20 protein-coding genes are annotated in these 24,804 nt (G+C 47.6%); 6 read left to right on the top strand and 14 right to left on the bottom strand.

Features of this window, described 5'->3' with window-relative positions; translation table 11 throughout:
- Positions 1-150 precede the first annotated feature (150 nt).
- The 5 genes from GRF59_RS00865 to GRF59_RS00845 form a co-directional block, all read right to left on the bottom strand.
- Positions 151-648 (bottom strand): PH domain-containing protein, encoded by a 498-nt coding sequence (locus tag GRF59_RS00865; RefSeq protein WP_237391575.1) that lies wholly within the window; start codon positions 646-648, stop codon positions 151-153.
- Between the two features lie 167 nt (positions 649-815).
- Positions 816-1,412 carry a hydrolase gene (locus tag GRF59_RS00860; protein ID WP_160495793.1) on the bottom strand — a complete coding sequence of 199 codons (597 nt, stop codon included), beginning with the start codon at positions 1,410-1,412 and terminating at the stop codon, positions 816-818.
- 21 nt (positions 1,413-1,433) lie between these two features.
- A complete protein-coding gene (locus tag GRF59_RS00855; RefSeq protein ID WP_160495792.1) occupies positions 1,434-2,645 on the bottom strand; it encodes a multidrug efflux MFS transporter in 1,212 nt (403 codons plus the stop codon).
- 106 nt (positions 2,646-2,751) lie between these two features.
- Entirely contained in the window at positions 2,752-3,582 is an 831-nt protein-coding gene (locus GRF59_RS00850; RefSeq protein WP_160495791.1) for an AraC family transcriptional regulator, read from the bottom strand.
- Between the two features lie 159 nt (positions 3,583-3,741).
- Entirely contained in the window at positions 3,742-5,724 is a 1,983-nt protein-coding gene (locus GRF59_RS00845) for an elongation factor G (RefSeq protein ID WP_160495790.1), read from the bottom strand.
- A 341-nt stretch (positions 5,725-6,065) separates the two neighbouring features.
- Here GRF59_RS00845 and GRF59_RS00840 point away from each other — a divergent pair, with 341 nt between their 5' ends.
- Entirely contained in the window at positions 6,066-7,214 is a 1,149-nt protein-coding gene (locus GRF59_RS00840; RefSeq protein WP_160495789.1) for a lyase family protein, read from the top strand.
- 91 nt (positions 7,215-7,305) lie between these two features.
- On the opposite strand, the gene rpoN is transcribed toward GRF59_RS00840, so the two are convergent.
- The gene (gene rpoN, locus GRF59_RS00835; protein WP_160495788.1) at positions 7,306-8,613 is read right to left on the bottom strand and encodes an RNA polymerase factor sigma-54; all 1,308 of its coding nucleotides are present in this window, start codon (positions 8,611-8,613) and stop codon (positions 7,306-7,308) included.
- 101 nt (positions 8,614-8,714) lie between these two features.
- Entirely contained in the window at positions 8,715-10,262 is a 1,548-nt protein-coding gene (pruA, locus tag GRF59_RS00830) for an L-glutamate gamma-semialdehyde dehydrogenase (RefSeq protein WP_160495787.1), read from the bottom strand.
- 179 nt (positions 10,263-10,441) lie between these two features.
- On the opposite strand from pruA, the gene GRF59_RS00825 reads away from it, so the two are divergent.
- The 3 genes from GRF59_RS00825 to GRF59_RS00815 all read left to right on the top strand — a co-directional run bounded on the left by GRF59_RS00825 (position 10,442) and on the right by GRF59_RS00815 (position 14,641).
- Complete coding sequence (locus GRF59_RS00825; RefSeq protein ID WP_160495786.1) at positions 10,442-11,362, top strand: proline dehydrogenase family protein; 921 nt, start codon at positions 10,442-10,444, stop codon at positions 11,360-11,362.
- Positions 11,363-11,478: 116 nt separating this feature from the next.
- Positions 11,479-13,224 carry a sigma-54 interaction domain-containing protein gene (locus GRF59_RS00820; RefSeq protein WP_160495785.1) on the top strand — a complete coding sequence of 582 codons (1,746 nt, stop codon included), beginning with the start codon at positions 11,479-11,481 and terminating at the stop codon, positions 13,222-13,224.
- A 220-nt stretch (positions 13,225-13,444) separates the two neighbouring features.
- Positions 13,445-14,641, top strand: a complete 1,197-nt coding sequence (locus GRF59_RS00815; RefSeq protein ID WP_237391574.1) for an MFS transporter — start codon at positions 13,445-13,447, stop codon at positions 14,639-14,641.
- Positions 14,642-14,781: 140 nt separating this feature from the next.
- Here the strand turns inward: GRF59_RS00815 and GRF59_RS00810 are convergent, their stop codons facing one another.
- The 4 genes from GRF59_RS00810 to GRF59_RS00795 form a co-directional block, all read right to left on the bottom strand.
- Positions 14,782-16,146: a DUF4822 domain-containing protein gene (locus tag GRF59_RS00810; RefSeq protein WP_160495784.1), complete on the bottom strand. Its 1,365-nt coding sequence runs from the start codon at positions 16,144-16,146 to the stop codon at positions 14,782-14,784.
- Between the two features lie 134 nt (positions 16,147-16,280).
- Positions 16,281-16,976, bottom strand: a complete 696-nt coding sequence (locus tag GRF59_RS00805) for a response regulator transcription factor (protein ID WP_160495783.1) — start codon at positions 16,974-16,976, stop codon at positions 16,281-16,283.
- Entirely contained in the window at positions 16,973-18,454 is a 1,482-nt protein-coding gene (locus GRF59_RS00800) for an ATP-binding protein (protein ID WP_160495782.1), read from the bottom strand. Before GRF59_RS00800 ends, GRF59_RS00805 begins: the two co-directional genes overlap by 4 nt.
- Positions 18,455-18,464: 10 nt before the next feature.
- On the bottom strand, positions 18,465-19,352 hold the full coding sequence (locus tag GRF59_RS00795; protein ID WP_341479984.1) for a LysR family transcriptional regulator: 888 nt from the start codon (positions 19,350-19,352) through the stop codon (positions 18,465-18,467).
- Positions 19,353-19,479: 127 nt separating this feature from the next.
- Here GRF59_RS00795 and GRF59_RS00790 point away from each other — a divergent pair, with 127 nt between their 5' ends.
- Positions 19,480-20,688 carry an MFS transporter gene (locus GRF59_RS00790; RefSeq protein WP_160495781.1) on the top strand — a complete coding sequence of 403 codons (1,209 nt, stop codon included), beginning with the start codon at positions 19,480-19,482 and terminating at the stop codon, positions 20,686-20,688.
- 129 nt (positions 20,689-20,817) lie between these two features.
- Here the strand turns inward: GRF59_RS00790 and GRF59_RS00785 are convergent, their stop codons facing one another.
- The 3 genes from GRF59_RS00785 to GRF59_RS00775 all read right to left on the bottom strand — a co-directional run bounded on the left by GRF59_RS00785 (position 20,818) and on the right by GRF59_RS00775 (position 23,732).
- Positions 20,818-21,525, bottom strand: coding sequence for an ankyrin repeat domain-containing protein (locus GRF59_RS00785; protein ID WP_202128461.1), 708 nt, complete (start codon positions 21,523-21,525; stop codon positions 20,818-20,820).
- 128 nt (positions 21,526-21,653) lie between these two features.
- Positions 21,654-22,865 (bottom strand): MFS transporter, encoded by a 1,212-nt coding sequence (locus GRF59_RS00780; protein WP_160495780.1) that lies wholly within the window; start codon positions 22,863-22,865, stop codon positions 21,654-21,656.
- A 339-nt stretch (positions 22,866-23,204) separates the two neighbouring features.
- The gene (locus GRF59_RS00775) at positions 23,205-23,732 is read right to left on the bottom strand and encodes a DinB family protein (protein ID WP_160495779.1); all 528 of its coding nucleotides are present in this window, start codon (positions 23,730-23,732) and stop codon (positions 23,205-23,207) included.
- A gap of 265 nt (positions 23,733-23,997) precedes the next feature.
- Here GRF59_RS00775 and GRF59_RS00770 point away from each other — a divergent pair, with 265 nt between their 5' ends.
- Positions 23,998-24,801, top strand: coding sequence for a lipase family protein (locus GRF59_RS00770; RefSeq protein WP_160495778.1), 804 nt, complete (start codon positions 23,998-24,000; stop codon positions 24,799-24,801).
- Positions 24,802-24,804 lie beyond the last annotated feature (3 nt).

The following is a 24,804-nucleotide window of genomic DNA, read 5'->3' as shown; positions in this document are numbered from 1 at the left end:
TACCTCCACTTTCAGTTTGCTGCTGAGAAAATGTGATCATCAAGAGAAGCCCACGTCCTAAGGACGTGGGCTCAAGCCGTAAATCAGGAAAAAACTGACTTCTCTCTCTTGGAAGCAACTTATCAAATAACATAACGAAGTATACGATTTCTAATTCAAAAACTCCCCTTGGTTAACGGAACCCAAAATACTAGCCGCTGTACGCAAAGAATTAGTCCCTGCCAGACTTGTAACGATGTTATCAATCTGGTCGTACACCTCTCGCGGATTTTTGATCGACTCCAGTATTTTAATCGGTGTATCGACATCGGCAACATTCAAATGGATCGAACCACAACCAAATACACGCTGCCAAAATGGCAGTGCCATGCTCTTATCAAGCACTTTATAAAAATCCAACTCGTCTTCAACCAAATTGAAGAATCCTCGTCTGGTTACCAGTCGTTTTTCGTATACAAAATACTTCGTGAATGAAATGGGCAAGCCGAAAATGGTACATTTTCTTCCTGACCAGATTAAAGCTCCCCGCGTTGCAGATCCTTGATTCGACACTAATCCTGCCTCCCATGTGGTACAAAAGAATATTTTAATTTCTATTACGCAAAAGATTCGATTATGTTTCAGATCACCGGCTCCATGATTCTCCATTCAGAGGAAATCACGGGTTTCCAGTATAAATATTACGTTATTTATGCTTATTGTCAAAGGGGAATGATGCAGGCTCTAAAAACAGAATAAGCCGGCGCCTGTTGAATCTTGGCGACAGCTTATTCCCTGGAACTTTTTCAAATGCAGATGTATCTTATACAGTTTTTTTACTTTAACATCTCTGCCACTTCTTCACTCTTGCGAACCTTGCCAAGCCGAGGAAAGATCGTTTTGCACACATAATCATGCTCTTCCTGCGTGGACGCGGTCATGGCATCTTCCGCAAAAATTTGATGATACCCATGATGGAATGCTTCTCTGGCTGTCGTGTCCACGCCGATGGAAGTCGAGATACCGCATAGCACAATCGTATCGATGCCGCGGCGGCGCAGCTGCAGATCCAGGTCCGTGCCGAAGAATGCTCCCCATTGACGTTTGGTAACGATATGGGCATTGGGAGTGTCGGCTAATTCAGGCACGAGTTGATCCCAACCTTCCGGCAATTGCATCTGACCCATTTTTAAATCCGTATGGGGTTGAAGCGCATCCTTTCCGTCAAGGAATGATACTTTCACCAATACGACGAAAGCGCCCTTCTCCGTAAATGCATCCGCTAATTTGCTTGCATTCCGTACGACCTCATCACTCGTATAAGGAGCGCTCTGACGACCACCTGCTGCGATTCCCTGCTGTAAGTCGATGACCACCAGCGCCGTCTTTTCCGGGTTTAACCGTTCCATTTCATGCGACTTTACCTGTTCCATGTTCATTTCTCCTTCTCATTCCTATTTTTGGCCCAAAGCCTGTTGTTGGTTGTTCAGCTTTTTATACACTTTAAAATAGACCCAAACGGCATTTAACAGCAGCAAAGCACTTGTAATAAAAAACACATCCCGGATGCTGAACCATGCTGCCACCTGTCCGCCCAAGACTGCCCCTCCAAATACGCCTAAATACCCCGCCGACATGTTAAAACCGAACACCCTGCCTGTTAGAGCATTGGGCGTGATCTTTTTGATCAGGATATTGACGGAGGGAACCAGACCAGCTGCAGTTAAACCGAACAAAAATCGCAAGACCATCAGCTGCCACGGATTCTGTACAAAGGCTTGGGGGATGAAAAGGATTCCCGCGGCGATCAAAGCTGCAAAAATCACTTTATGTGCTCCTATCCTATCCGAAAGCTTGCCGAGCCTTGGAGCAGCAATAATGTTCGCCAAGCCTGAAGCCGAGAAGGCCAATCCGGCCAACAAAGCAATATGTCCGCTATGACTGGACAGCTTCGTAATATAGACGGTGATGATCGGCTCTACCGAATATAAGGCGACCGTTAACACAAAAAAAGTCACGAATAGCGTGATCGTCAAGCTTTTTTCGGGTACGGTATGCCATATTTCCTTGATGCTCAGCGTTTTTTTGTTCTCGCGAACGAAGTTTTCCTTTACAAACAACAAGGTCGTGACAAAGGCGATCATCATGAGCAGACCGGTGATAAAAAATGAATTTTGCAAGCCGAAATTTTCCGCTATGAAACCGCCGATCGTCGGTCCAAGCAGCGAACCGGCAATATTCGCCGTTGACAGCGTGCCTAAAGCATAACCCGCATGCTCCTGATCCGTCTGGGTCGCGATCAAAGTCGTACAAGCCGTGCTGTAACCCGTAATCGCGCCTTGCAGCAACCGGAGTCCGATCAACACATATACATTGTGCGCAAAACCCATGCAGCCTACCACAACCGCCATGCCCAGGCTAGCCCTTAACAGCATCGGCTTACGCCCGAACTTATCGGCTGCCTTCCCCCAAATGGGAGAAAATATGGCGGATATGATAAAGGTAATGCCAAAGGCAATACCGGAGAATTGCGCCACGGATTCGGCATTGTTCACACCTAACTGCTGGACATACAGCGGCAAAATCGGAGCAATCTGACTCATGCCCACGCCAGTGACGAACATGCCAAACCAGCACACAATTAAATTTCTTTTCCACATCGGCATTAAAAAAAGACCTCCCTTCTGCTGTATGCAAGAGTCGTTGTACAATAATCATGAACAATAACATCCTCATATTAGCTTGAAGATTGGCCTTATTCCATGCACGATCTTAAATTCCATGGACATTTTTGCTGTAATATTCCGATGGACTGATGCCTTCGTATTTTTTGAAGATCCTGCTGAAATAAAATTCATCCGTAAAACCCAAAGCTTGTGCCACTTCCTTTACTTTCTTATCCCCTTCGATCAGCAGCTCTTTCGATTTATCGATTTTGATCTTATTAAAAAACTCGATGACCGAGTAACCCGTCGTCTCTTTAAACGTTCTGGATAAATACGTCGGAGCCAACTGGACCAAGTCCGATAACTCCGTCAAAGTGATTTTGCCGCTGATATGCAGGTGCATATACTCAATGATTTTCTCTACCTTCAAAGATGTCGCGTCGCTCTGATGCTGCTTTTTTACATACTGAAATATCGCGATCAACAATTGCTGCAGCAAGGTCTTGGACATGAATTCATATGCCGGAAGTTTGACATTCCAGCAATCCACCAGTTTATGAAACAGGTCCAACGCAGGATAAGCATCCTTTAAGGATTGGGCCGGTTGCAAGCCGAGCGAAGGCACTTCGTCTAATACCCCCCATTCCCCTTCCTGCAAGATCACGCGCGCATAACTGAAGTGAACGGTCAAGAAGCTGGCAGGTTGTGCGGGATTCGGTTCGAATGAATGAAACACGCCCGGTCCGATGTAATACAGCATTCCTTCTTGCACCGGATACTTTTTGGAGCCCAGCGTAATGCTGCCGGCCCCGCCGGTCACCAAAATCAGTTCATGATGCGAAAGGGTTCTGGAGAATTTACGCGGGTGCCTTACCGGTTCTTTCATATTCCTGCCGTTGCAATAATGAATGTAGAAAAAAAGTTGGTTGCTGTTCATAAATCCTCCAGGGTTAAGACCAATTTGTTCGAACGAAAAGTACTATCCAAATTATACCCAAATGGCTGTGGAAGCACTGCTATATCACGCAAAACCCGATTGGAGACTCACGCTCCAACCGGGCTGTTTTCAATCTTTTATGGCGATCACGGAAACCTCTTAAAAAGCCCGCGATACATGCAGCAAGTATTCATTCCGGTTGAGCGGATTATCATCGGTTCGCTCTCTTACCGGTACCTTGCCAACGATAGAAGTATAACCGTCCGGTTCAACGACCATGAACCCTTCGCCTTGGGTAAATGCATGCAGGCTTCGTTTGAACCGATCCGTTTCAGCCACGGGAAGGGTACCTGAAATCAAAAATATGTCGTTTTTCAACACGGTATCATGCACCACTGCAGCAATCGCGGACAATTTGAACATCGCAGTACTTATCCATGCTGCCGGAACGGAAAGCTCAAACTGATATATCGGCTCATAAACTGCCGTGCCCGCCAGTGAAAGTGCCTTCATGAGAACAAGCGGAACCAGTTTTCGAAAATCGCCTGCTGTCGTTACTGGACTGCTATAACCTGAATGCGTCAGGGTCACGATGAGATCCGTCACTTCCCATCCGTTCATGCCCTGCTTCAAGGTGTGATATACCGTCTCCTCAATCGCTTTATGAAAGGCAAGCGGCAGCGACCCCAGTTCGACCTCCATGCAGTATGAGACTCCACTCCCGGTCGGGCCGGGCTCGATTCTGAAGCCTACTGTCGCATAAAAAGGATTCTCGGATTCCCAAATGAACTCCACTCCATGACCCGTACCGACCGGCTTTTCCAAACATACCGTTCGGGTCTCCGAGAAACGGACATTCACTCCATACTTCTCGTTCAAGGACGTTTCAATCACTTCTTTTTGAACCTCTCCGAAAATACGGATGTATAGATCCTGATGAAAATCATCTTTCACCACTTGAATTAATGGGTCCTCCTCCGAGAGGCTGATGAGCGATTGGTACAGTAGATGTCCTTTGCCTGTTTCTACGGCTTCAATTCGCGTCTCCATTTGCGGAACCGCAAAATGGAAGTCCTTGATCAAGGGAGATTGTTCTCCCACCACATCTCCGATTCGGGCATCTTCCAGCCCCCATACTTTACACAAATCCCCAGAGATGATTTTCGCAGCAGAAACAGACTTCCCATCCCATAAGGCATGGAGTTTTTTAATTTTGCAAACGCGGGTTTCGAACTCACCCTGGTTGTTTTTCCGCTGCAGCTTCACTTGCTCCCGCATGTTTAAGCTTCCCGAGAACAATCGGACATAAGCGGTCTTTTCGCCTGGCGATTCTTTTTCGATTTTGAATACGACTCCCGATAACCCTTCAGCCTCTGGATGATCATTCACCGGGAGCCATTCAGCCAAGCCTTCGAGCAGACTCGAAACGCCGACTCCCGTTACAGCCGATCCGAAATACATCGGGTACACGTTCCCTTGCTTCACTTGATGCCGGAGGGAAGATTTTACTTGTTCTACCGTTATACGATCTCCGTTGACGTAAGATTCAAGCAATGGATCGTCATGTTCCGCTACGATTTCGATGCATCGTTCCAGAAAGGCGGGATGTGTATTCCAATCAAAGCGATTTTCGGCTACCCTTGCTTGCTTCGTACCTGCATCTGCGACTGAATTCATGGAAAACACGTTTGATGTTAGCTTTTCATGGATTCGCTGCTCCATGACTTGATCGGAAGGCGCGCCGCTGCGATCCATTTTATTCACGAACAAAATCGTCGGAATCCCCATTTTTTTCAGGACGAAAAATAGTATTTTGGTCTGAGCCTGAACACCTTCCACAGCAGACACGACCAGTATGACCCCATCCAATACGCTCAAGGACCGCTGCACTTCTGCGATAAAATCCGCATGGCCCGGCGTATCGATCAGATTCACCTTCAATCCATGGACATGAAAAGATACCACCGAAGCTTTAATCGTGATGCCTCTTTTCCGCTCCAACTCCATCGCATCCATTTGCGTGTTTCCTTGATCCACTCTTCCAAGCTCATCTATGACATTCGTGTCAAACAAGATCCGTTCAGCCAGACTTGTCTTTCCAGCGTCTACATGCGCCAAAATCCCGATATTTATCATTTGCATTCGTTAAAATCCTCTTTTCTCCGTTCATGTTTTTCTCCTTTTGAATGTGTTTGAATTGCCGCATTCCCATCACGCTCCTCATTTTTATTACTCACAGTATATATGGCATTGAAGCTCGGTTTCAATGATCCAGGCAATATAACTTTAAGGATGTTACGTAGAAGGAAGTCTTTTGAATATGAGATTTCTGATTGAAATTCACACAAACAAATCTTTTTTTGAAAATGACCTTCCATGGGAACAGAAATTGCTAGTTAACTATTAGATGGCGCCGAAAACATTACACGGCAAAACTTAAATCCGTTTACAAAGAAAAATACACTTTTATGGAGGGAAAATAGATGACCAGAATCGAACAAGATCGTTTAGGGACACGGAGAGTCCCCTCCCATGCTTACTATGGTATTCAGACGCTGCGAGCCGCAGAGAGATTTCCGATGGCAGCCATGCCTGTTCATGAAGAATGGATTATGGCGATGGCGTGCATCAAAAGAGCTGTTATTCAAGCCCATCTTGATCTGGGCACTCTGCCCCGGACGATCGGAAGATGCATGATCAAAGCGGCGGATGAAATTAAGGATGGAAAGCACTTAGAGGATTTCATTCTGGACTCTATTCAGGCAGGTATCCATGATGCATTAAATACGAATATGAATGAGGTCATAGCCAATCGGGCACTGGAGTTAATGCTGGAGGATAAAGGGAATTACGCATGCATCAATCCGGATCATCATGTAAATTCAGATCAAGACTCGAATGGACTACTAGGGGTATCGTTCCGAATCGCAGCACACCAACTGTCTCATGTCCTGATCAAATCCACCGATCAAATGATAACCAGCCTGCTGGTCAAAGAAAAAGCAATCGATGAATTGCATACATCAGAAAGCGTGTCTTTAAGGCCAGGAACACTCGCTTGGCTCGGGCGCCAATTCGGAAATTCCGCGCGTAATCTGCTGCGGGATATGAAGCATCTCGTCTTGGCAGCCTCTCAGCTGCAAACGGTCTATCTGGGTCTCGCGCTTACCGGCTCTCAGTCAAACGGAAATATTGAATTCGTCGAAAGAACCGCAGACTATTTAAGGGAAACCACCCGCCTTGATATTCTGGTGACTGAAGAAGGTTCCGATATCCCCGGAAGCTTCGAAACCTTAATGGCCCTCTCTTCAGCGATTCTGCAATGCACGAGGGATATCTCGAAATTATGCGGCGATATTCGCCTTGCAGCTGCCGACATCAATGACGAGCTGAATATGCACAGCGGAAGATTGAATGAATGGGGCGAAGTTCTTGCTCAAATCGCTTTTCAGGTCGCCGGTTTGAATCATAGCATACGTCTTGCCGCAGAATCCGGAATACAGGATCATAGAGCAGTGCCGCCCATAATGGCCTATAATGTCATGGAATCCATGCAACTCCTATCCAAGGGTATGGATTCATTTACTCTCATCTTGATAGAAGATAATGAACAACGGATCGTAAACCGTTAAAAAGCGGCTGGGGTACAGATGACTAAATATCGAGAACAAAAGCAAAAGGGACTGCCTTCAGACATCTACGATCTGAAAGCAGTCCCTTGTTTTATATGGTCCGTCTTCGGCTCGAAGAGGATAAAATCTTTAATTCTTCGCGATATTTGGTGACCGTTCGGCGCGAAAGCCGAACTCCTTCCGTAAATAACAGATTCACGATCTTCTGGTCGGAGTATGGACTGGTCTTGTTTTCCGAATCGATCAGTTCTTTAATTCTCGCTTTCACTTTCCGGGAGGATGCGCTGCCTCCATCCGAAGTCGATAGTCCTGCCGAAAAGAAATACTTAAGCGGAAATACGCCGTGTGGGGTCAGGAGAAACTTGTCGTGAACCGCCCGGCTGACAGTCGATTCATGCATATCCAGCCTGGAGGAAATTGTACTCAGCGTCATAGGTATGAGACCTTTAACTCCACCCGTTAGAAACCCCCGCTGCTCCTCCATCATGGCATATATCACCTTCAACAAGGTCATCTTACGCATTTCAATGCTTCGGGAAATCCATAAAGCTGATTTGAGGCAATGATCCACATATGAAACCGCTTCTGCAGATTGTTCCAGCTTAACCCATTCCCGATATTCGTTATTAATCGAAATCCGGGGCGCGCTTGATGGGTGTAAGGAAACCATGAAGTGATCTCCCTGCCCTTCAATGACGGCATCCGGGACAATATATTGCTCTTCGAAAGCACCAATAGCCAATCCGGGGCGTGGATTCAGGCTTCGGATATAACGGGTTGCCGTCATCGCCTGATCCTTGGAGATCTTGAGGTCCGCAACGATTCGTCCCACATTATCATTCCCCAATTCGGACAGATATCTGTTGACAATCTCGTAGGCGAAAGGATCAGCCTCCGGATCTCGCGTGATCTGCAGCAGCAGGCATTCTCGCAAATTCCTGCCACCTATGCCTGCCGGTTCCAGTGATTGCAGTTGATCAAGCGCTTTCAATACAACGGCGTCGGAGACATTCAGTTGAGATCCGATGTCCGCTAAAACGATGTCCAGATAACCGTCATCGCTTAAATTCCCAGCCATGAATGAAGCCGTTTGGTACACCTCCGAAGGGAGCGATAGAAGGCGGAGCTGGCTTTCCAGCTTCGCCTCCATCGTATCCTGCGCCTGCTTCACGTTCCAAAACGGATCTTGAACGACAAGGTTCCCCCGAGCTTTTCTTCTGCGGGAGACTTCAAACTCCATGGTGCTCGCCAGTTCAAGCACAGGATTCTCCAGTGCCTGTTCCTGCAAATACTGCATCAGCTCATAGCCGGATAAAGATAATATATGGATAGACTGCTTCAGTTCAGGAGTGATATTCAGTTTCAAGCGTTGGTCTTGCACCAATTGATAGCCTATCAACGGAAACTCCCCCTTAACATGGGTGTATCAGCCACTATATCGATTACTCTCACTATACTCAATAATCCCCGGAATGAACATCGATCCGACTGTCTAAAAACTTAGAATCGATCGGAAACCAGCTTCGCCTGGGTGAACAGCAGCAGATAATCCCGGCCTCCTGCTTTCGAATCCGTACCCGACATATTGAATCCGCCGAACGGATGCGTACCGACCAAAGCGCCTGTACATTTACGGTTAAAGTACAGGTTGCCTACGAAGAATTCCCTTCTGGCTTTCTCCAAGTTGGCTCCATTACGCGAGATCACCGCGCCGGTTAAGCCGTAATCGGTATTATTGGCGAACTCCAATGCTTCATCGAAAGATCGAGCTTTCGTGAACGCAACGACCGGACCGAATATTTCCTCTTGAGAGATCCGTGCCGTGGAAGGCACATCTGCAAAAATCGTTGGTTCGATGAAAAATCCGTTCGGGTCTCCTGTTCCACCCCCGAGCACCAGGCGACCTTCTTGTTTGCCGATTTCGATGTATTCCTGAATCTTCGCATAGGCTTTCTCGTCAATCACGGGCCCTAAGTTTGCAGACACCTCTGCCGGATTGGTCATGAGCAATCGGCTTGAACGCTCCACAACCTTCTCCAGAACGATGTCGTAAACTTCCTCATGAACAATAACGCGGGAACAAGCCGAGCACTTTTGTCCGGAGAAGCCGAACGCAGATAGCGTAATCGTGTCTGCAGCCATATCCAGATCAGCTTCATTATCAACTACGATCGCATCTTTGCCGCCCATTTCCGCGATGACGCGTTTAATCCACTTTTGACCCGGATTCGTTTTTGCCGCCCGCTCGTTAATCCGCAAACCCACATCGCGCGAGCCCGTAAAGCTGATGAAACGCGTTAGCGGATGATCCACAAGATAATCGCCGACTTGACCCCCTGGACCGGGCAGGTAGTTAACCACACCTGGCGGAAGTCCTACCTCTTCCAGTAAAGCCATGAATTTGGCAGCAATAACAGGAGTTGTACTCGCCGGTTTCAGAACGACCGTATTCCCGGTTACGAGAGCCGCCGTGGTCATGCCGGCCATGATCGCAAGCGGGAAGTTCCACGGCGGAATAACCACTCCTACGCCAAGTGGAATATAATACAGTTCATTCTCTTCCTCCTGACTTACCGTCAAAGGGTGAGGCTGACTGAGCCGCTGCATCTCACGTCCGTAGAATTCGAGGAAATCGATGGCTTCGGCCGTTTCGACGTCTGCTTCTATGCGGGTCTTTCCAGCCTCAAAGGTCATCAATGCAGAGAATTCATGTTTGCGGCGGCGCAGAATCGCTGCGGCTCGGAACAAATATCGTGCGCGTTCGCTCGGATCGGTCCGTTTCCAGGTTTCGAATGTCGCTGCCGCCGTTTGAATCGCCTTTTCAGCAAGCTTCGTGTCAGCTTGCGACACGATCCCGATCGTCTGGGATTGATTCGCCGGATTGATGGAAGCGATCTTCTGGTCCGTCACGATTCTTTCGCCGCCGATGATAAGCGGGTACTCCTTACCGAGTTCAGCCTCTATCTTCTGAAGTGCCGCATCGTACTCCGCATTGTTACGCTCTACCTTAAAGTCAACAAAAACCTCGTTCTTGAATTCTGATCTCATAAATCGAAAACCATCCTCTCTCTCATGATTTGCGTCATTCCACCTGCTTTGTAGTGCTCTTTAGGTAATAAAGCAAAAACCATGCCAACTCCATCGAAGCAAGCGTTGGTACAGATTTTGCTTGAGTAAACAGGGAGCGCGATTTACGACACATTTAACATCTGAAAGGGGAACGACCCATGGACAGTACCGAATTATACCGGAAGGTGCTGCTCTCGATTTCCGGCAATAGGCTGGTCGAGAAGCTGTCGCTTAAATACGGAAAGAAACTGGCAGGCAAATTCATAGCAGGCGATACGCTCGCCGAAGCATTGGCCGAAATCGAAGTTCTGAACGGTAAAGGCATCTTGGTTACCTTGGATCATTTGGGGGAAGGGATCAAACAATTATCGGAAGCCACTGGCTACAAGGAAGAATATATTCGTCTGATGGATGGTATCGCTGAACGAAATGTACGATCGAATGTCTCTTTGAAGCCTACGCAAATGGGTCTTGCGCTCGATCCTGCAGCTTGCTACAGCAACATTCGAGCTGTGGTCAGTCAAGCCAAAAAGCATGGCAACTTCGTACGGATCGATATGGAAGATACTCCTTTCACCCAAGCGACGATCGAAATCGTCCTAAAACTTCATGAGGAAGGGCTCACCAATGTCGGCACGGTCATTCAAGCCTATTTGTTCCGTACGGAAGAAGACGTGAAGCGATTAATGGAAGCAAAAGTAAATCTCCGTTTGGTCAAGGGTGCATACAAAGAGTCAGGAACGGTCGCTTACCAGCAAGTGAGCGAGGTGATCGATAACTACAAAAAAATCATCCGCATGCATTTGGATAGCGGTGTATACACCGCTATCGCTTCCCATGATGACCGCGTGATTCATTGGGTTAAGGATTACGCTGCCAAGAACGGCATCGGCAAAGACGCTTTTGAATTCCAAATGCTGTATGGTTTGCGGATGACCGATCAAGAGAAGTTAGCCAAGGAAGGTTACAACATCCGCTGCTATATGCCCTACGGAACCATGTGGTATCCCTACTATACGCGGCGACTGGCCGAAAAACCCGCGAATTTATGGATGGTCGTCAAAAATATGTTCAAATAGTAGCCATCGGCGGCCGAGAATTATGTCTAAAAAGATTTACACTGAAAATCTGGCTGGTTATAATGACCCTATTAATACATTGTAATCATACTTTGGCATATATAGGGGGCAGCCGAATGAAACATGTATTGCCCAGACTGGAAAATCTGATTCGAACGGATTACAGGATCATCGATCGGGCGGACCTGGAAGCACTCCAAGACAGGCGTTCTCCCGCTGAGGACTTCCCCATATTTTTCGAAAAAGATGCCTGTCGATATGGACTTCTGCTGCGGTCTTCAGACGTTACCAAACCCTTAGATTCTTCACACATGCCGGATGTTCAAACCGTCCAAGCAGAAGATCCGTTGACCGGTATCGCATCGGCCTTTCCCTCCTGTTCATTGGCACTTGTCTTCCGAAACGGCAAGCCGCTTGGATACGTCACGGCGCAGGATATAATAGCGGCAACCGTACAGGCTCACATGTATCTGGAAGCTTATTTCTCAACTGCTTTGGAAGCGCTTAATCCTGATGTCGCAATTACGCTTATTAATGAGGAAGGTCATGTCGCCTTCTGGACGTCCGGTGCTGAGCATATTTTTTCGATTCAAAAAGACGAGATTATCGGGAAACCCGCTTCGGATTTTTTCGCCGTTGACCGGCTGCAATCGCTTAAAACGCTTGAAACCGGCGAGTCCGTTCACAGAATGCAGCACCGGCCGCGTCAGGACATGTTCGTGCTCATTAACTCAAGTCCCGTCATATTAGACGACCGGATCATCGGAGCCGTCGCTGCGGAATCGGATTTAAGCACCCAGATGAGATTGCATCAGGAATTGCTGCAAATGACAAACAAGGTGCATCATCTGCAAAAGGAAGTTGCGATGCTCAGTCCTTCAATCGATCCATTTCAACATATTAAAGGAACAAGTAAGGCAATCAAAAAGAGCATCGACACCATCAAAAAAATCAGCACGACGAAAGCCACGGTTCTCATTCAAGGGGAGAGCGGTACCGGAAAAGAGCTTTTTGCCCAGGCGATTCACAATTCACGCGAACAGAGCAGCTCCCCGTTTCTCGCGATCAATTGCGGTGCAATCCCTGCTGCACTCTTCGAGAGTGAATTGTTCGGCTACGAAAGAGGCGCCTTCTCAGGAGCCGATCCGAAAGGTAAAAAGGGGAAAATCGAACTCGCCAACGGGGGCACGCTTTTTTTGGATGAAATCGGGGAAATGCCTCTGGACATGCAGGTGAAAATGCTGAGGGTTCTTCAAGAGAAAACTTTTTTCTCGGTCGGCGGTACGCAGCTGAAAAAAGCCGATTGCCGAATCATAGCTGCCACCAACCGCGATCTGAAGAAAATGATCGCCGAAGGCATGTTTCGCGAGGATCTTTATTATCGGTTGAACGTCGTATCCATGGATATTCCGCCCTTACGGGAACGCAAAGAAGATATATACGAGCTTACGCAAACCTTTCTGCATGAATTTTCGCTTATTTACGGCCGCCATATCCAGTCCTTCACTCCTGATGTATTCGAGGATCTGCTCCGGTATGATTGGCCCGGCAACATCCGGGAGCTTAGAAATATCATGGAGAGGCTCGTTATCTTCTCCACTGACGGGGAGATTAAGCGCGAATATTTGCCCGCAAACATCTATACAGGGGATCAGACGCCACCAGCTGCCGACAAGGCAGTCCATGATCTGGACATGACAGAAATGGACGGTATGTCATTTCAAACCAAACTCGACGAATTCGAACGAAAGCTTCTGCTGCAAGCATTGGATTCGGCAAAAGGAAATAAGCTCGCGATTGCAAAACAGCTCGGCATTTCCAGGGCAACGTTATATAATAAACTGAAGAGGTTAAATTTGTAAAACCGGACCGAGTGTCTGCTTTATTAGACACTATAAATTAAGAGTCTAAAATTTTATACATTTCTGGCAGAACCCGATGAAGCATATGGTCTTCTGCTTATCCATACACTCGTATATATGTCAGATAGCAAATAAAAAGCTTGGTTGCTTGTTGTAACCATTCTTGAGTCTAAATTGGTTTGGTTTTAAAATTGAAAGTCCATTAGGAGATGGAGCAGGGATGAAGATGCGGTTTACTACGGATATGAAACGTTTCTTGCAAGTTGAAGGTGCAGCCAGAATGCTGTTCACGTTAATTTGCTATGGAATCGGCATGGGAATTTTAGCTCCGATGAACGCCCTTTATATGAGTGAAAGCATTGGACTGTCGAAGGGCGAAGTCGTATCCATCTTCGTTGTCTCCCTGCTGCTCAATATGGGTACGACGATTACGGTCGGGTTGTTAAGCGACAAGCTTCGCAGCAGGAAGAAGCTTGCAATTGCAGCAGCGTCGCTATGCCTGATCGGTTTATTGATTTATATGCGTGCGGAAGGCTATACCCAAGCTCTGATCGGAATGTGTATCGTGAGTGCCCCGTCCGGACTGATTATGGGACAGTTATTCGCATTATCGCGGAATCATTTTTCCAGACTGGCCGGTGATATTGTTGAGATGGCGCAAATTTGGCTGCGGGCAGGATACAGCGTTGGATTTTTTTGCGGTTTGCTGGCTGGAGCTAATTTATACTTGATCGCTACGTTTCAAGGCGTGTTATGGGGCAATTTTGCCGGATATGCCATGCTTGTTATCCTGCTTCTTTTCTATAAGGAACGTTCGGAAGAAAAAAATCAGGCCAGTACCGGAGCAGGTGAGCCCTTCTCCCTTATTATGCTGATTGCGCTGCTGCTGCTTGCATGCGCCGATGCTATACGCGGATTGTACCTGCCTCTTGTCGTCAAGTCGTTATTCGGGAAAGCGGAATACATGTCTTATATTTGGAGTGCCCAGGCCGTATTCGAACTGTTGTTCATGACGATTGCCGGCTATTGGGCGGCCAAATACGGCAGCAGAAAAATCATTCTGCTCGGCGGAGTCGGCGCGTTGATTACCTATTCGGTTTATGCCTTGCATTCGCCTCTGCTCATTTTCTTTCTCATTCAACCGGTCTATTCGTTCTTCGTTTCCATATTGTACGGCGTGGCTATGGGGTACGTTCAACGCATGTTCGTAGGCCGTACCGGATTCGGGTCGAGTTTATATGTATTCATTTCGCTGACGGCATCATTGATCGGATACTTGTTGCCGCTATTCATTGAAGGGTATACACCATCCATCTTTATCATTCCAATGACGCTGGTGCTCATTTCCGTTATGATTATTTCTACGGTCCTGATCCGGGAACGCCGTTCCTCGAAGTCGCTTCAACCCTTGCAATAATCTCCGTTATCCACCGGATCGAGATCTGTTTTCCAGGTTTACTCAAAAATGTTACATACAATGAAAAGGCGACACCGGGATCACACCCTAGTGCCGCCTTTTTTCAATTTCACGCATTGACTTGGACAAGCGGACCTGTCCTAAAAAGTGAATTTGGGATCAAAATCACCTTGGTAAGGCTCATGTTCAACGAATACGGTTATGTCTTTGCCGTCTTTGTCTTTCCCTGTTCTCTTGTACGTAAATTTATGATTATTGAGCTCTGTAATTTCCACGGCGATGCCATACTTGTTCTTTCCAATGGAAGCATGAGCTCTTATTTTATTTTCATGCGTTACATCAAAGTACCCGTAATCACCACGACTTTCGCCCGTTTCAACATTGAAAAACTCATATTTATTCGTCTCGTCATCGAATTTGGCCAGGCTAATAAAGTTGGAATTGTACTCTGTTACATCTTTTCCGTTTTCATCCAATACTTTGGTACCGTGCCAACGGGTGCTGCCTAAGATTTGATCACCATCAACGTCTTTAACGATAGATCCTGTAGTAGACTCCAGTTTCTTGTCCGGATCGGTAAAAGAAAGCTCTTTTTCTTTATATGGAACATGCTCAACGAATACCTCTACATCATTGCCCTTAGCATCTTTTCCCATTCTTTGATACGTAAAAACATCTTTATTTATTTCCGTCATGTCAACTACAGCTTGATAATTCATGGATTCTGAAATCAATATTCTCTTTTTCCCGTCATTCGTAATAAAGAATGTTCCTTTGTCGCCACGGCTTTGACCTGTCTTCGCATCAAAGAATTCATATCTTCCTGATTTCGCATCATATTTAGCTAGACCAATGAAGTTTGAATTCTCTTTTGTTAAGTCGTTATGGTCTTTGTCGTATACTCTTGTACCTTGCCAATCTGTGCTGCTAAGAATATTAGCCATTTCCTGACCCGTCGTGATCTTGGCATTTGGCGAAATAATCGCTTCATATACCGTGTTCAGCAAATAAGCCACTTGACCGCGCGTTACTTTGCCTCCTTCGGCAAAGAACCCTTCCACCCAGGAGCTCACGTCGCGATTCAACGCTTTGGATACGATTTGCACAAGCTCGGCGTCCGATACGGTTCCGCGCGGATCAAACCGCCCGTCTTTGGCTTGCATGATGTCTTGTCCCACTAGTTCGGCAGCGTATTGATAATACCATGCCTGCGGGTTCGCATCCGTCAAGCTTACAGGCACATTCGCTTTGCCCTGAAGATTGAAGGTCTCGACAACCATTTTCGCCAATTCCGCGCGGGTAATTTGATTTTGAATTTCCATAGAACCATCTTCGTAACCTTGCAACACATGTAAATTGACAAGTCCGTTCACTGCCTGTTGGATGTCTTCCGCAGAGAGTTTCGATGCTGCCGCGTCAGCGTGAAGAACATTAAATGGAAGAGCTGCTGCTCCCAGAGATGCGGCCAACATGAGGGCGGCGAGTTTATTAGAGTATTTGTTCATTGTTAGGTCCTCCTTCGATCATTTGCGCATGACCGTGATTTTGTCATACCTTCATGATAAAGGAGACTCCTAAACTCCCAAGAAACCGGGCATTAACAGTTTCGAAACATTTTATTAAAATTTTCTAAATTTCATTATACGGAGAAACGATACCCGGCACCCCAAACCGTTTCAATATACTGAGGATTGGAAGGATCGACTTCCATTTTCTCCCGCAGTTTGCGTACATGCACGGTTACGGTGGCGATATCGCCGCTGGAATCCATGCCCCAGATTCGTTCAAACAGCTCGCTTTTGCTGAACACCCGGTTCGGATGGCTTGCCAAAAACTCCAACAGGCTGAATTCCCGGGTCGTGAAGACTACTTCCTGATTGCGTACATAGACTCTGCGTGCCGCCAAATCGATGACCAAGCCGCGAATATGAATTTCGGACTTTGGCGCAGGCTCATGCTTGCCCAGAAGCCTTTCGTATCTCGTCAAATGTGCTTTGGCTCTGGCGACCAACTCGCTGGGGCTGAAAGGCTTGGTAATGTAATCATCGGCACCCAGGTTAAAGGCGCGGATTTTATCAATTTCCTCATTTTTAGCGGAGACGATCAGAATCGGTACCTCCTTCGCCTGCCTGATCTGGCTGCACAACTCAAATCCGCTCATTCCGGGCAGCTGCAGATCGACAATAATAAGGCCGTAGTCCACATGAAGGGCGAGCTCGAGTCCTTCATTCCCCGTATGGCATAAATCTACGTGAAAACCGTTCAGCTCAAAATAATCCCGCTCCAGCTGGGCAATCGTCGTTTCGTCTTCGATGATGAGAATTCTCGTTGTCATGGATTTGTCGTACCTCCTTGATTCGTTGTCCGTTTCAGGGTGAAGAACATCCTGGTACCCGCACCAAGTTCGCTTTCCACCCAAATGGTTCCACCATGTCCTTCGATGATCTGGCTCGCGATGGCAAGTCCGAGTCCGCTGCCGCCCGTTGAAGAGTTACGCGACTCTTCGGCACGGTAAAACCGTTCGAAAATATGCGGAATTGCATCCGGAGGGATGCCTCGCCCGTTATCCTTGATTTCGATCGTAGCCCATTCCGGCGAAGCCTGAACGGAAACTCGAATGATTTGTTCGTGTTTGTCCATAAAATTCTGGGCGTTTCCGATGATGTTGAGTACGTTGCGCTTTATTTTTTCCCGGTCGGCGATGACCTCGATTCCACGATCCGGACGCTCCCCCCACTCGAGCGAAATGCCCTTCTCCTCCAGAACATCATGCAGTTCGTCAATGCAGTCGTCTAGAAAGCCAATGATATCCACTGGCTCGAACATGAACGGCACTTCCTTCAAATCGAGCTTGGAGTAAAGGAACAGCTCCTCCACAAGTTTCTCCAGATCTACGGCCTTTGAATAAATAATGTTCACGTACTTATCCATTTTCTCCGGCGTATCGGCCACACCGTCACGAATCCCTTCAATGTAGCCTTTGATATTCGTAATGGGCGTGCGCAAATCGTGGGAGATATTCGAGATGAGTTCCTTACGGTTCTCTTCATCCTGCAACCGAAGCTGGACCGATTCATGCAGCCGCATCCGCATGTTTTCGAACGCCTCGTTCAGCTGCCCGATCTCGTCCTTGGAATTCAGATCCAGCGAGAACTGGAGATTCCCCTGCTGGATGTATTCGGCCGAATTTCTCAGCTTGTCCAGCGGTTTGACGACGCTTCGCGTAATCCATCGGAACAGGAGCACGTTCGCAATCACGATAACGCCGATGAGACTAACCACCAGCACAGGCATCAGCCTTCTTGTCACCTCACCAAAAGGACTCCGTTCTCGGATAACGAAGACGCTGCCTTTTTTGCCGTCTGAATAGCGGAAATCGAATTTGGCGTAGGCGTAAAAGCGCTCACCGATGTTGAAGGTGCTGCGGATCTGATTATTATTCAGGTCATAAGAAGGTAAATTCTGTTCCAGCTTGGGCTGGTTAAACGTATGCGACTCAAAAATTTGGCTGTCTTCCCTGCGGACGTAGAGTCCGGCCCGTACGGTTTTCAGCTTGAAATCATAATCCTGCAAAAGCTCGATGTCCTGAAGCTTGTCAGGTTCCTTTTTCGCCAGATACTTCAATTCGAGAAAGATGGATTCCTCTTGTTCGGTCAAAGGGTTGAGCTGATAGTGGACTTTATAAAAATCCCGAAAGCTGTGAATGTCACCCGTTGCCGCGATCGTGAACAAGCTGGCAGTCAAGACAAAAACCAACAGGCTGACGACAAGCATTCCGGTATAGGATAGCAACAGTTTAATCCGGATAGACACATGCTCACTCCTAGTCTTGGAAATAGGCTCTGACCCGGTCAATAAAAGCCTTTGCCGCTTGGCTCAGGTAACGGTCAGAGCGGTAAATGATCGCCATGCTTCGGCTTGGCGCATGATCTTGGATGCGGATGATTCGCAAATCCGGATCATTGATTTGTTGCATCAACAGGCTGGGCTGCACCGTAGCTCCGATGTTGGCCTTCACCAGATTGATAATCGAAGTGGCCGTACTGGTCTCAAGAATCGAATGGAGCTGGAATCCGTGCTTCCGCACAACCTCTTCCACTAAATCGCGGCCGAGATATCCCTCGGGATACATAATGACGGGCAGATCCTTTAATTCCTTCAGCTCAATGCTCTTTCGACTCGCTAACGGATGCTCCGTGGAAACCGTCAATACATAATCCTCACGGCATAAAGGGATGGTAATCAAGCGGTCATTTGGCTCTACATTCACGCCAATGCCGATATCAACTTCGCTGTCCAGCACCTGCTGGAGAATATCGATGGATGAGATCACCATCAATTTCACTTTTGGAAACGCATGATGGAAGTCAATGACAAGCTGCGTAATCCGATAGTCCAAATCGGAGGGCATAATACCCACCCTGATTTTCCCGCCATGAAGATGGCGGAGATCCGCGATCGAATCCTTGACGTTCTGCAGTGTGTCCATAATCGTGGTCGCATTGGTTAACAGCAGCATCCCCGCTTCGGTGAGCGCTATTTTTTTGCCAATCCGGTCAAATAAAGGCATATGAAGCTCATCCTCCAGCGCGCGAATCTGTTGGCTTAGCGTTGGCTGAGATACGCCGATTTTTTCAGCTGCTTTCGTAAAGTGCATCTCTTCGCATACTGCCATAAAATAATGAAGCTGACGGATTTCCAATCGACTCACCAACTTTTCATTAGTAATACTAATGATAATAATAGAAATAATAGGATTGATCAATCGATGGTCTTTCCTTTACACTGGATTTGACCCTCAGACAACGATGATTATGAAAGATGGAGTTGATAATTTAATGCGTTTTATATTTCTTATTATGGCCCTATTTCTTGCTTCACTGAATCTGCGTCCCGTTATCACGTCCGTTTCGCCCTTGCTTGGGACGATTCAAGAGACATTAGGGATGAACGGCTCCACAGCCAGTTTGTTGACCTCCCTGCCTGTACTGTGCATGGGCTTCTTTGCACCGGCGGCGGTTAAATTAAGCAAACGCTGGACCCTTGAACGTACCATTGCCTATTGCTTGATCCTGATTGGCGCTGCTACTGCCGCAAGATATGTCGTGAACACGGCATGGCTGATGCTGGCAACCGCTTTTCTTGCCGGAATGGGAATCGCCATCATCGGTCCGCTGCTATCCGGATTTATCAAGAAGAATTTTTCCAACCCTTCGTCCGTCGTGGGAGTGTATTCCATGGCGATGGTCATAGGCGCTGCCTTGGGATCTGCGCTTTCTGTACCTTTGCAAAATAAACTAAATCATTCCTGGCAGGCCTCCGTCGCCACTTGGTCGGTTTTGGCTGTCATCGCCCTCTTCTTTTGGTGGAGACCCATACAGAAGACAGCGAACACGCCAAGTCCTGGCGCTGCCGGCATTTCATCCGCAGCCGTGAACAACGGATTAAAGCTGCCGTTACGCAATAAACGTGCATGGCTGTTGACCTGTTTTTTCGGCATGATGGCTTTCATGTTTTACTCGATTACTGCATGGCTCCCGCCGATCGTTCAGGAAATGGGCTATGACAAGCGTACGGCAGGCATGATTTTAACTTTATTCACGCTCGTGCAAATACCGGTCAGCTTTCTGCTCCCTATCCTGGTCAGCCGTTTTCAGCACCGGGTAGTCTGGCTGATCGGCTGCTCCGTGATGGAGCTGGTCGGCCTGGTGCTGCTACAAACGTCCGTGACGCCTTGGCTCACCTGCATCTTCCTCGGAATCGGGGCAGGCGGATTGTTCCCCATGGCTTTGATGCTGCCGATCGACGAGGCGACGAATATGGAAGAAGTTAATGCGTTATCCGCAATGACGCAATCCGGCGGTTATATTTTCGCTTCCTTAGGTCCGCTTAGCGTCGGTATGATCCACGATTATACCGGAAACTTTCCTCCTGCGATTCTGGGGTTGACGGTCGTCGTGTTGATCATGATTGTCGTTCAATTCAGAATCGGAAATCGGAAAATGAAGCCTGTTCCCATCCGCGAAAACGAAAAAATCTCCGGCTGATCCAGTGGCTGCGAAATAATATCTGCCATCTCGAAAGAAAAGAGCGAACGGACTTTCCGTTCGCTCTTGTTCATTTCGGGTATCCTCCGTGAAACGATCATGAAGGAACCTCCATTTTATGCACCCGATTTATGCACCCGAATTTTTAAGAATTCGTTCAATTGCTTCGTATCCGCGATTTTGGGCATGCTGCAAAGGCGTAATTCCATCCCGATCAGCGATATGAACGTCGGCACCGTGATCGACCAGCAGCTTCACGATTTTCTGATGTTTCTCTCCGCCGCTTCCCAGAATGACCGCTTCCAACAAAGCCGTCCAATGCAATTGATTGATATGATTGACGTCAATATCGGAGCGGGTAAGCAGTTCTTCGACAACATCGACATGGCCCCGTTCCGAGGCAGGGATCAGCGCCGTTCCCCCGAACCGGTTCGTCAGCTTGGTATTTGCTCCCGCATCAATCGCAAGCTTTACGATATCCAGCATTCCTTCCGCACCGGCATACAAGAGTACGTTATTAAGGTTATGGTCGCGGATATTAATATCCGCACCCTTTTCGATGAGGAGCTTGACCATCTCCGGTTTATGATTGTAAGTCGCAGCCATGGTGGCTGTTCTGCCGCGATCATCCACTGCATCGATATCCGCTCCGTTCTGAAGCAGTTTTAAGACGCTGTCCAAGTCGCCTTTTTCAGCTGACAAAATCAATGGTTGATTCACCGCTTTCACCCTCTTATCCTTGGATTGCGTTGCATTCGTTGAACTCTGCTGGGATTCTTGAACCATTTGGCAGGAAGTAAGCAAAACAATGCACAGAATGATGATGAGACGAAACATACACATGACTCCTTTTCTTTCTTAAAAACATGCTATCATGTGCGGAGCTATATGAAAAATATTAAAATCATTCGTATTTCTTACGTTTTCCATATAGTAATACGGGACCCTGCTGCAACGATATGTTCTTAAATTCCGGTTGATTGATCCATATTCGCGGAAACGCCGCTTCCCTTCCTTCCGATCCATCTAACCGCCACAATGCTGCTTGCGAGCAGCACGACAGCGCCAAAGAGATATGGTAGATCGATATGGATGTCGAATAGTATCCCGGCGAGCGCCGGACCGAAGATATTGCCAAGACTCATATACGCGTTGCTCATACCGGCCACGAAGCCCTGTTCCTCGCCAGCCTCCTTGGACAGCATCGTATTCAGCGTAGGACGAAGAATGTTGTTGAAGGTAAAGAAGAGCATTGTGACCAGCATGACATACAAGAAATGCCCCGAAAACAATAAAAACACGAGGGATACGGCGGACAGCAGAAGCATGGCGCTGATGACCCGCTTTTCTCCAAAACGGCGCGTGATCCAGTTCGTCAATACGACCTGGTTAAACGTACCCACGAGTGAACACACGGTAATCAGAATCGCGATGTCGCGTGTCGTGAACCCGTAGCCCCGAACGACGAACAGCGGGAAAATCGCCTCGAAGTGCGTGAGGCCGAAGGTCGTGGCGAACACGATCAGCAGCAGAATGAAGTAGCGTGATTTCACCGAAAGCGCCAGCTCCCGAAATACGCTCTTCCGCTCTACCTTCGTTTGCTGGCGTATCCGGCGAATTTGCGGCGACAGCGATTCCGGCAGCATTTTCAAGCTGCACAACATCGCCAGCACACCAATACAAGCAGATGCGTAAAACGGAGCCTTGAGCCCAAGCTCGGCCAGGAATCCGCCGACGCCCGGACCGATAATGAAGCCCGATGACATGGATGCACCGAGCCATGACATCGCCTTGCTGCGCTCTTCATCCGTCGTAATGTCGGCAACGTAAGCCATAATGGCCGGTACCAAGGCAGCAGAACCTACTCCACCAATTAAGCGCGAAACGAATAATAAGGGGAGTCCATTCGCTGCAGCCGCCAGCAGGTTGGAGACTGCAAACAATGCAAGCCCCGTGACGATGATGGGTCTACGCCCGTATTTGTCCGACAAATTGCCAGCCAGGGGCGAAAATAAAAATTGGGTCAGGCCGAAGCACGACACCAAATACCCCGCAGCTTGGCCGCCAGCGCCAAACTCTTTCAACAAATCCGGCAGGATCGGAATGACCAGGCCCGTGCCCAGCATCGCCAGAAACATGTTTAATAACAATAACGGAAACGATGATTTGGATAACATCTGTACTCTCCCTCTGCAGTCAAACCCATAGATAAATCCGTTCATCTACTTCTTACATGCTGCATCTAGTATGCTATCATGGCACTTTTCATATGGAAAATATTTAAAAAGTTATAGAAAAGAATCTATTTCATATACCTCCCAACATTGATTTTTTAGCAACGCAAATAACCCCGCGCCTTTTCTCTCCCTGAATCGAGAGCCGTAGAGAACAGGCGTGGGGTTGATCGCTGGAATATGTATATCCCTTTGGATGGGCGTGGCATATGCCAAAAGCTCTACCCATCCGTAACTATCTTCCAAGGGGCTGACTTAGCCTCTTTTTGCGCGGGTCTGTCATTATTTCTTTTTCAAAATGCCCAGGTATTCGATCCAGGGTCCCACATCCGAGCGGTATCTCTCCGCCATCACCCGCACGATTTGCGACATATGCGTCAAATCATGGACTACCCAAGTGGAGATCAGTTCCCTTATTTTAACGACACCAAAAGCAGGATGCGAACCAGACGCTTCCAAGTCCGAATCGGATTGAACGAATTCCTTTAGCCTGATCAGATTTTGTGCCCGGATGGTTTTGAATTCAAGCAGCTTATCCTCGAAGGTTCTTGCGTTCTTTTGATTCAAATGGGAGTAGCGGTCGAAGGAAGGAAACGGCTTACTTTCGCCTTCCTGAAGAATGAATTCCAGCCTCGGCAGCCAGTTGTTCTTCTCGCCTTCAATGAGGTGTTCGATGACTTCCGAAACATTCCACGTCCCTTCGCCTTCATGGCATGCCAGCCATTCATCGGACAACCCGGAGAGAAAAAATTCCAGGCTTCGCGGCGTGCGCTCCAAAACCTCAATCGCTTCATTCAGATCAAAATTCATATGCCTTCTCCTTTCAGCATCCATTTTCTAAAATATCAAACTATGCGATCTCTCAGCCTACCTATCTATCAACTATCCAATAAGATTATACCGCTTCGTTAAAATATTGGTAAAATCGAACTCTTTACCCGTGCAAGTAGCTCTGCCGCTCTTATTTCCTCAAAAAAAGCAAATCAAAATGTTCAAAAATAATTGCAAAAGGCCTCTCTTTTAAGCACCTTCCGACGCATTTCTTAATATAGTGTACTAGAAAGGCGGGATGTGCATGACTACGATAGACGATCTGGAGAAACGGGCAATTTTTCTGGCAGCAATCTGCGGACAGACCTATGCCCAGTTCGCGAATACGGACGGTTCTTTTGTCATTCCATTGAATTATTCGTTCTGCGACATCATTGATGCGAAATCCATCACCAACGAATGGGAACGATTCGGCTTCATACTGGAGTCTCCGGAAGAGATCATCATCGCATTCCGCGGGACCAGCTCGACGATGGACTGGATTTCCGATGCGATCGCTTCACAAAAAAATTTCAAATATATTAAGGAAGACTGCCTTACGCACCGCGGCTTTACGGACATCTATTCTTCCGCCCGAAATCAACTGATGGCCGCGCTTGCCAAGTTATCTCCCGATAAAACCTTATATGTTACGGGCCATAGTCTCGGCGCTGCGCTTGCGACATTATGCGCCGTTGATATTGCGGCCAATACGGCTTTTCGTTCTCCGATTCTGTTTACGTATGGTTCTCCTAGAGTCGGTGATCCGGCTTTTGTAAATGCTTTTTCAAAATATGTACAAAACAGCTATCGGACCGCTAACTTATTCGACATCGTGACGCATGCCCCACCATCCATTTACAAGCTGCCTAAACGGGATAAAAGGTACTATTACAGCCATGTTCAGAGCTTATCCTCCCAACCTTTCCAGAATGGATCCGTAGGTGGCAATCATGTCATCTCCAGCTATTTCGCCAAGCTCTCCAAGCTTCAGCCGGAATTTACCAAGCAGATGTGTTCGGCGAATCCCGGATTCTGTCCGGGTGATGAGAAGGATATTGCGGAGTAAACA

The sequence above is a fragment of the Paenibacillus dendrobii genome (assembly GCF_009807035.1).
Lineage (GTDB): Bacteria > Bacillota > Bacilli > Paenibacillales > Paenibacillaceae > Paenibacillus_AQ > Paenibacillus_AQ dendrobii.
This window is presented reverse-complemented; position numbering and strand designations above follow the sequence as displayed.

What these genes read in the sequence shown, in the direction of transcription:
- GRF59_RS00840 (WP_160495789.1), top strand. Translation starts at nt 6,066, where the DNA reads ATGACCAGAATCGAACAAGATCGTTTAGGGACACGGAGAGTCCCCTCC.
- GRF59_RS00865 (WP_237391575.1), bottom strand. Translation starts at nt 648, where the DNA reads ATGGAGAATCATGGAGCCGGTGATCTGAAACATAATCGAATCTTTTGC.
- GRF59_RS00780 (WP_160495780.1), bottom strand. Translation starts at nt 22,865, where the DNA reads ATGTTATCCAAATCATCGTTTCCGTTATTGTTATTAAACATGTTTCTG.
- GRF59_RS00845 (WP_160495790.1), bottom strand. Translation starts at nt 5,724, where the DNA reads ATGCAAATGATAAATATCGGGATTTTGGCGCATGTAGACGCTGGAAAG.
- GRF59_RS00785 (WP_202128461.1), bottom strand. Translation starts at nt 21,525, where the DNA reads ATGTTTCGTCTCATCATCATTCTGTGCATTGTTTTGCTTACTTCCTGC.
- GRF59_RS00815 (WP_237391574.1), top strand. Translation starts at nt 13,445, where the DNA reads ATGAAGATGCGGTTTACTACGGATATGAAACGTTTCTTGCAAGTTGAA.
- GRF59_RS00775 (WP_160495779.1), bottom strand. Translation starts at nt 23,732, where the DNA reads ATGAATTTTGATCTGAATGAAGCGATTGAGGTTTTGGAGCGCACGCCG.
- pruA (WP_160495787.1), bottom strand. Translation starts at nt 10,262, where the DNA reads ATGAGATCAGAATTCAAGAACGAGGTTTTTGTTGACTTTAAGGTAGAG.
- GRF59_RS00805 (WP_160495783.1), bottom strand. Translation starts at nt 16,976, where the DNA reads ATGACAACGAGAATTCTCATCATCGAAGACGAAACGACGATTGCCCAG.
- GRF59_RS00790 (WP_160495781.1), top strand. Translation starts at nt 19,480, where the DNA reads ATGCGTTTTATATTTCTTATTATGGCCCTATTTCTTGCTTCACTGAAT.
- GRF59_RS00825 (WP_160495786.1), top strand. Translation starts at nt 10,442, where the DNA reads ATGGACAGTACCGAATTATACCGGAAGGTGCTGCTCTCGATTTCCGGC.
- GRF59_RS00850 (WP_160495791.1), bottom strand. Translation starts at nt 3,582, where the DNA reads ATGAACAGCAACCAACTTTTTTTCTACATTCATTATTGCAACGGCAGG.
- GRF59_RS00770 (WP_160495778.1), top strand. Translation starts at nt 23,998, where the DNA reads ATGACTACGATAGACGATCTGGAGAAACGGGCAATTTTTCTGGCAGCA.
- GRF59_RS00860 (WP_160495793.1), bottom strand. Translation starts at nt 1,412, where the DNA reads ATGGAACAGGTAAAGTCGCATGAAATGGAACGGTTAAACCCGGAAAAG.
- GRF59_RS00855 (WP_160495792.1), bottom strand. Translation starts at nt 2,645, where the DNA reads ATGCCGATGTGGAAAAGAAATTTAATTGTGTGCTGGTTTGGCATGTTC.
- GRF59_RS00820 (WP_160495785.1), top strand. Translation starts at nt 11,479, where the DNA reads ATGAAACATGTATTGCCCAGACTGGAAAATCTGATTCGAACGGATTAC.
- GRF59_RS00810 (WP_160495784.1), bottom strand. Translation starts at nt 16,146, where the DNA reads ATGAACAAATACTCTAATAAACTCGCCGCCCTCATGTTGGCCGCATCT.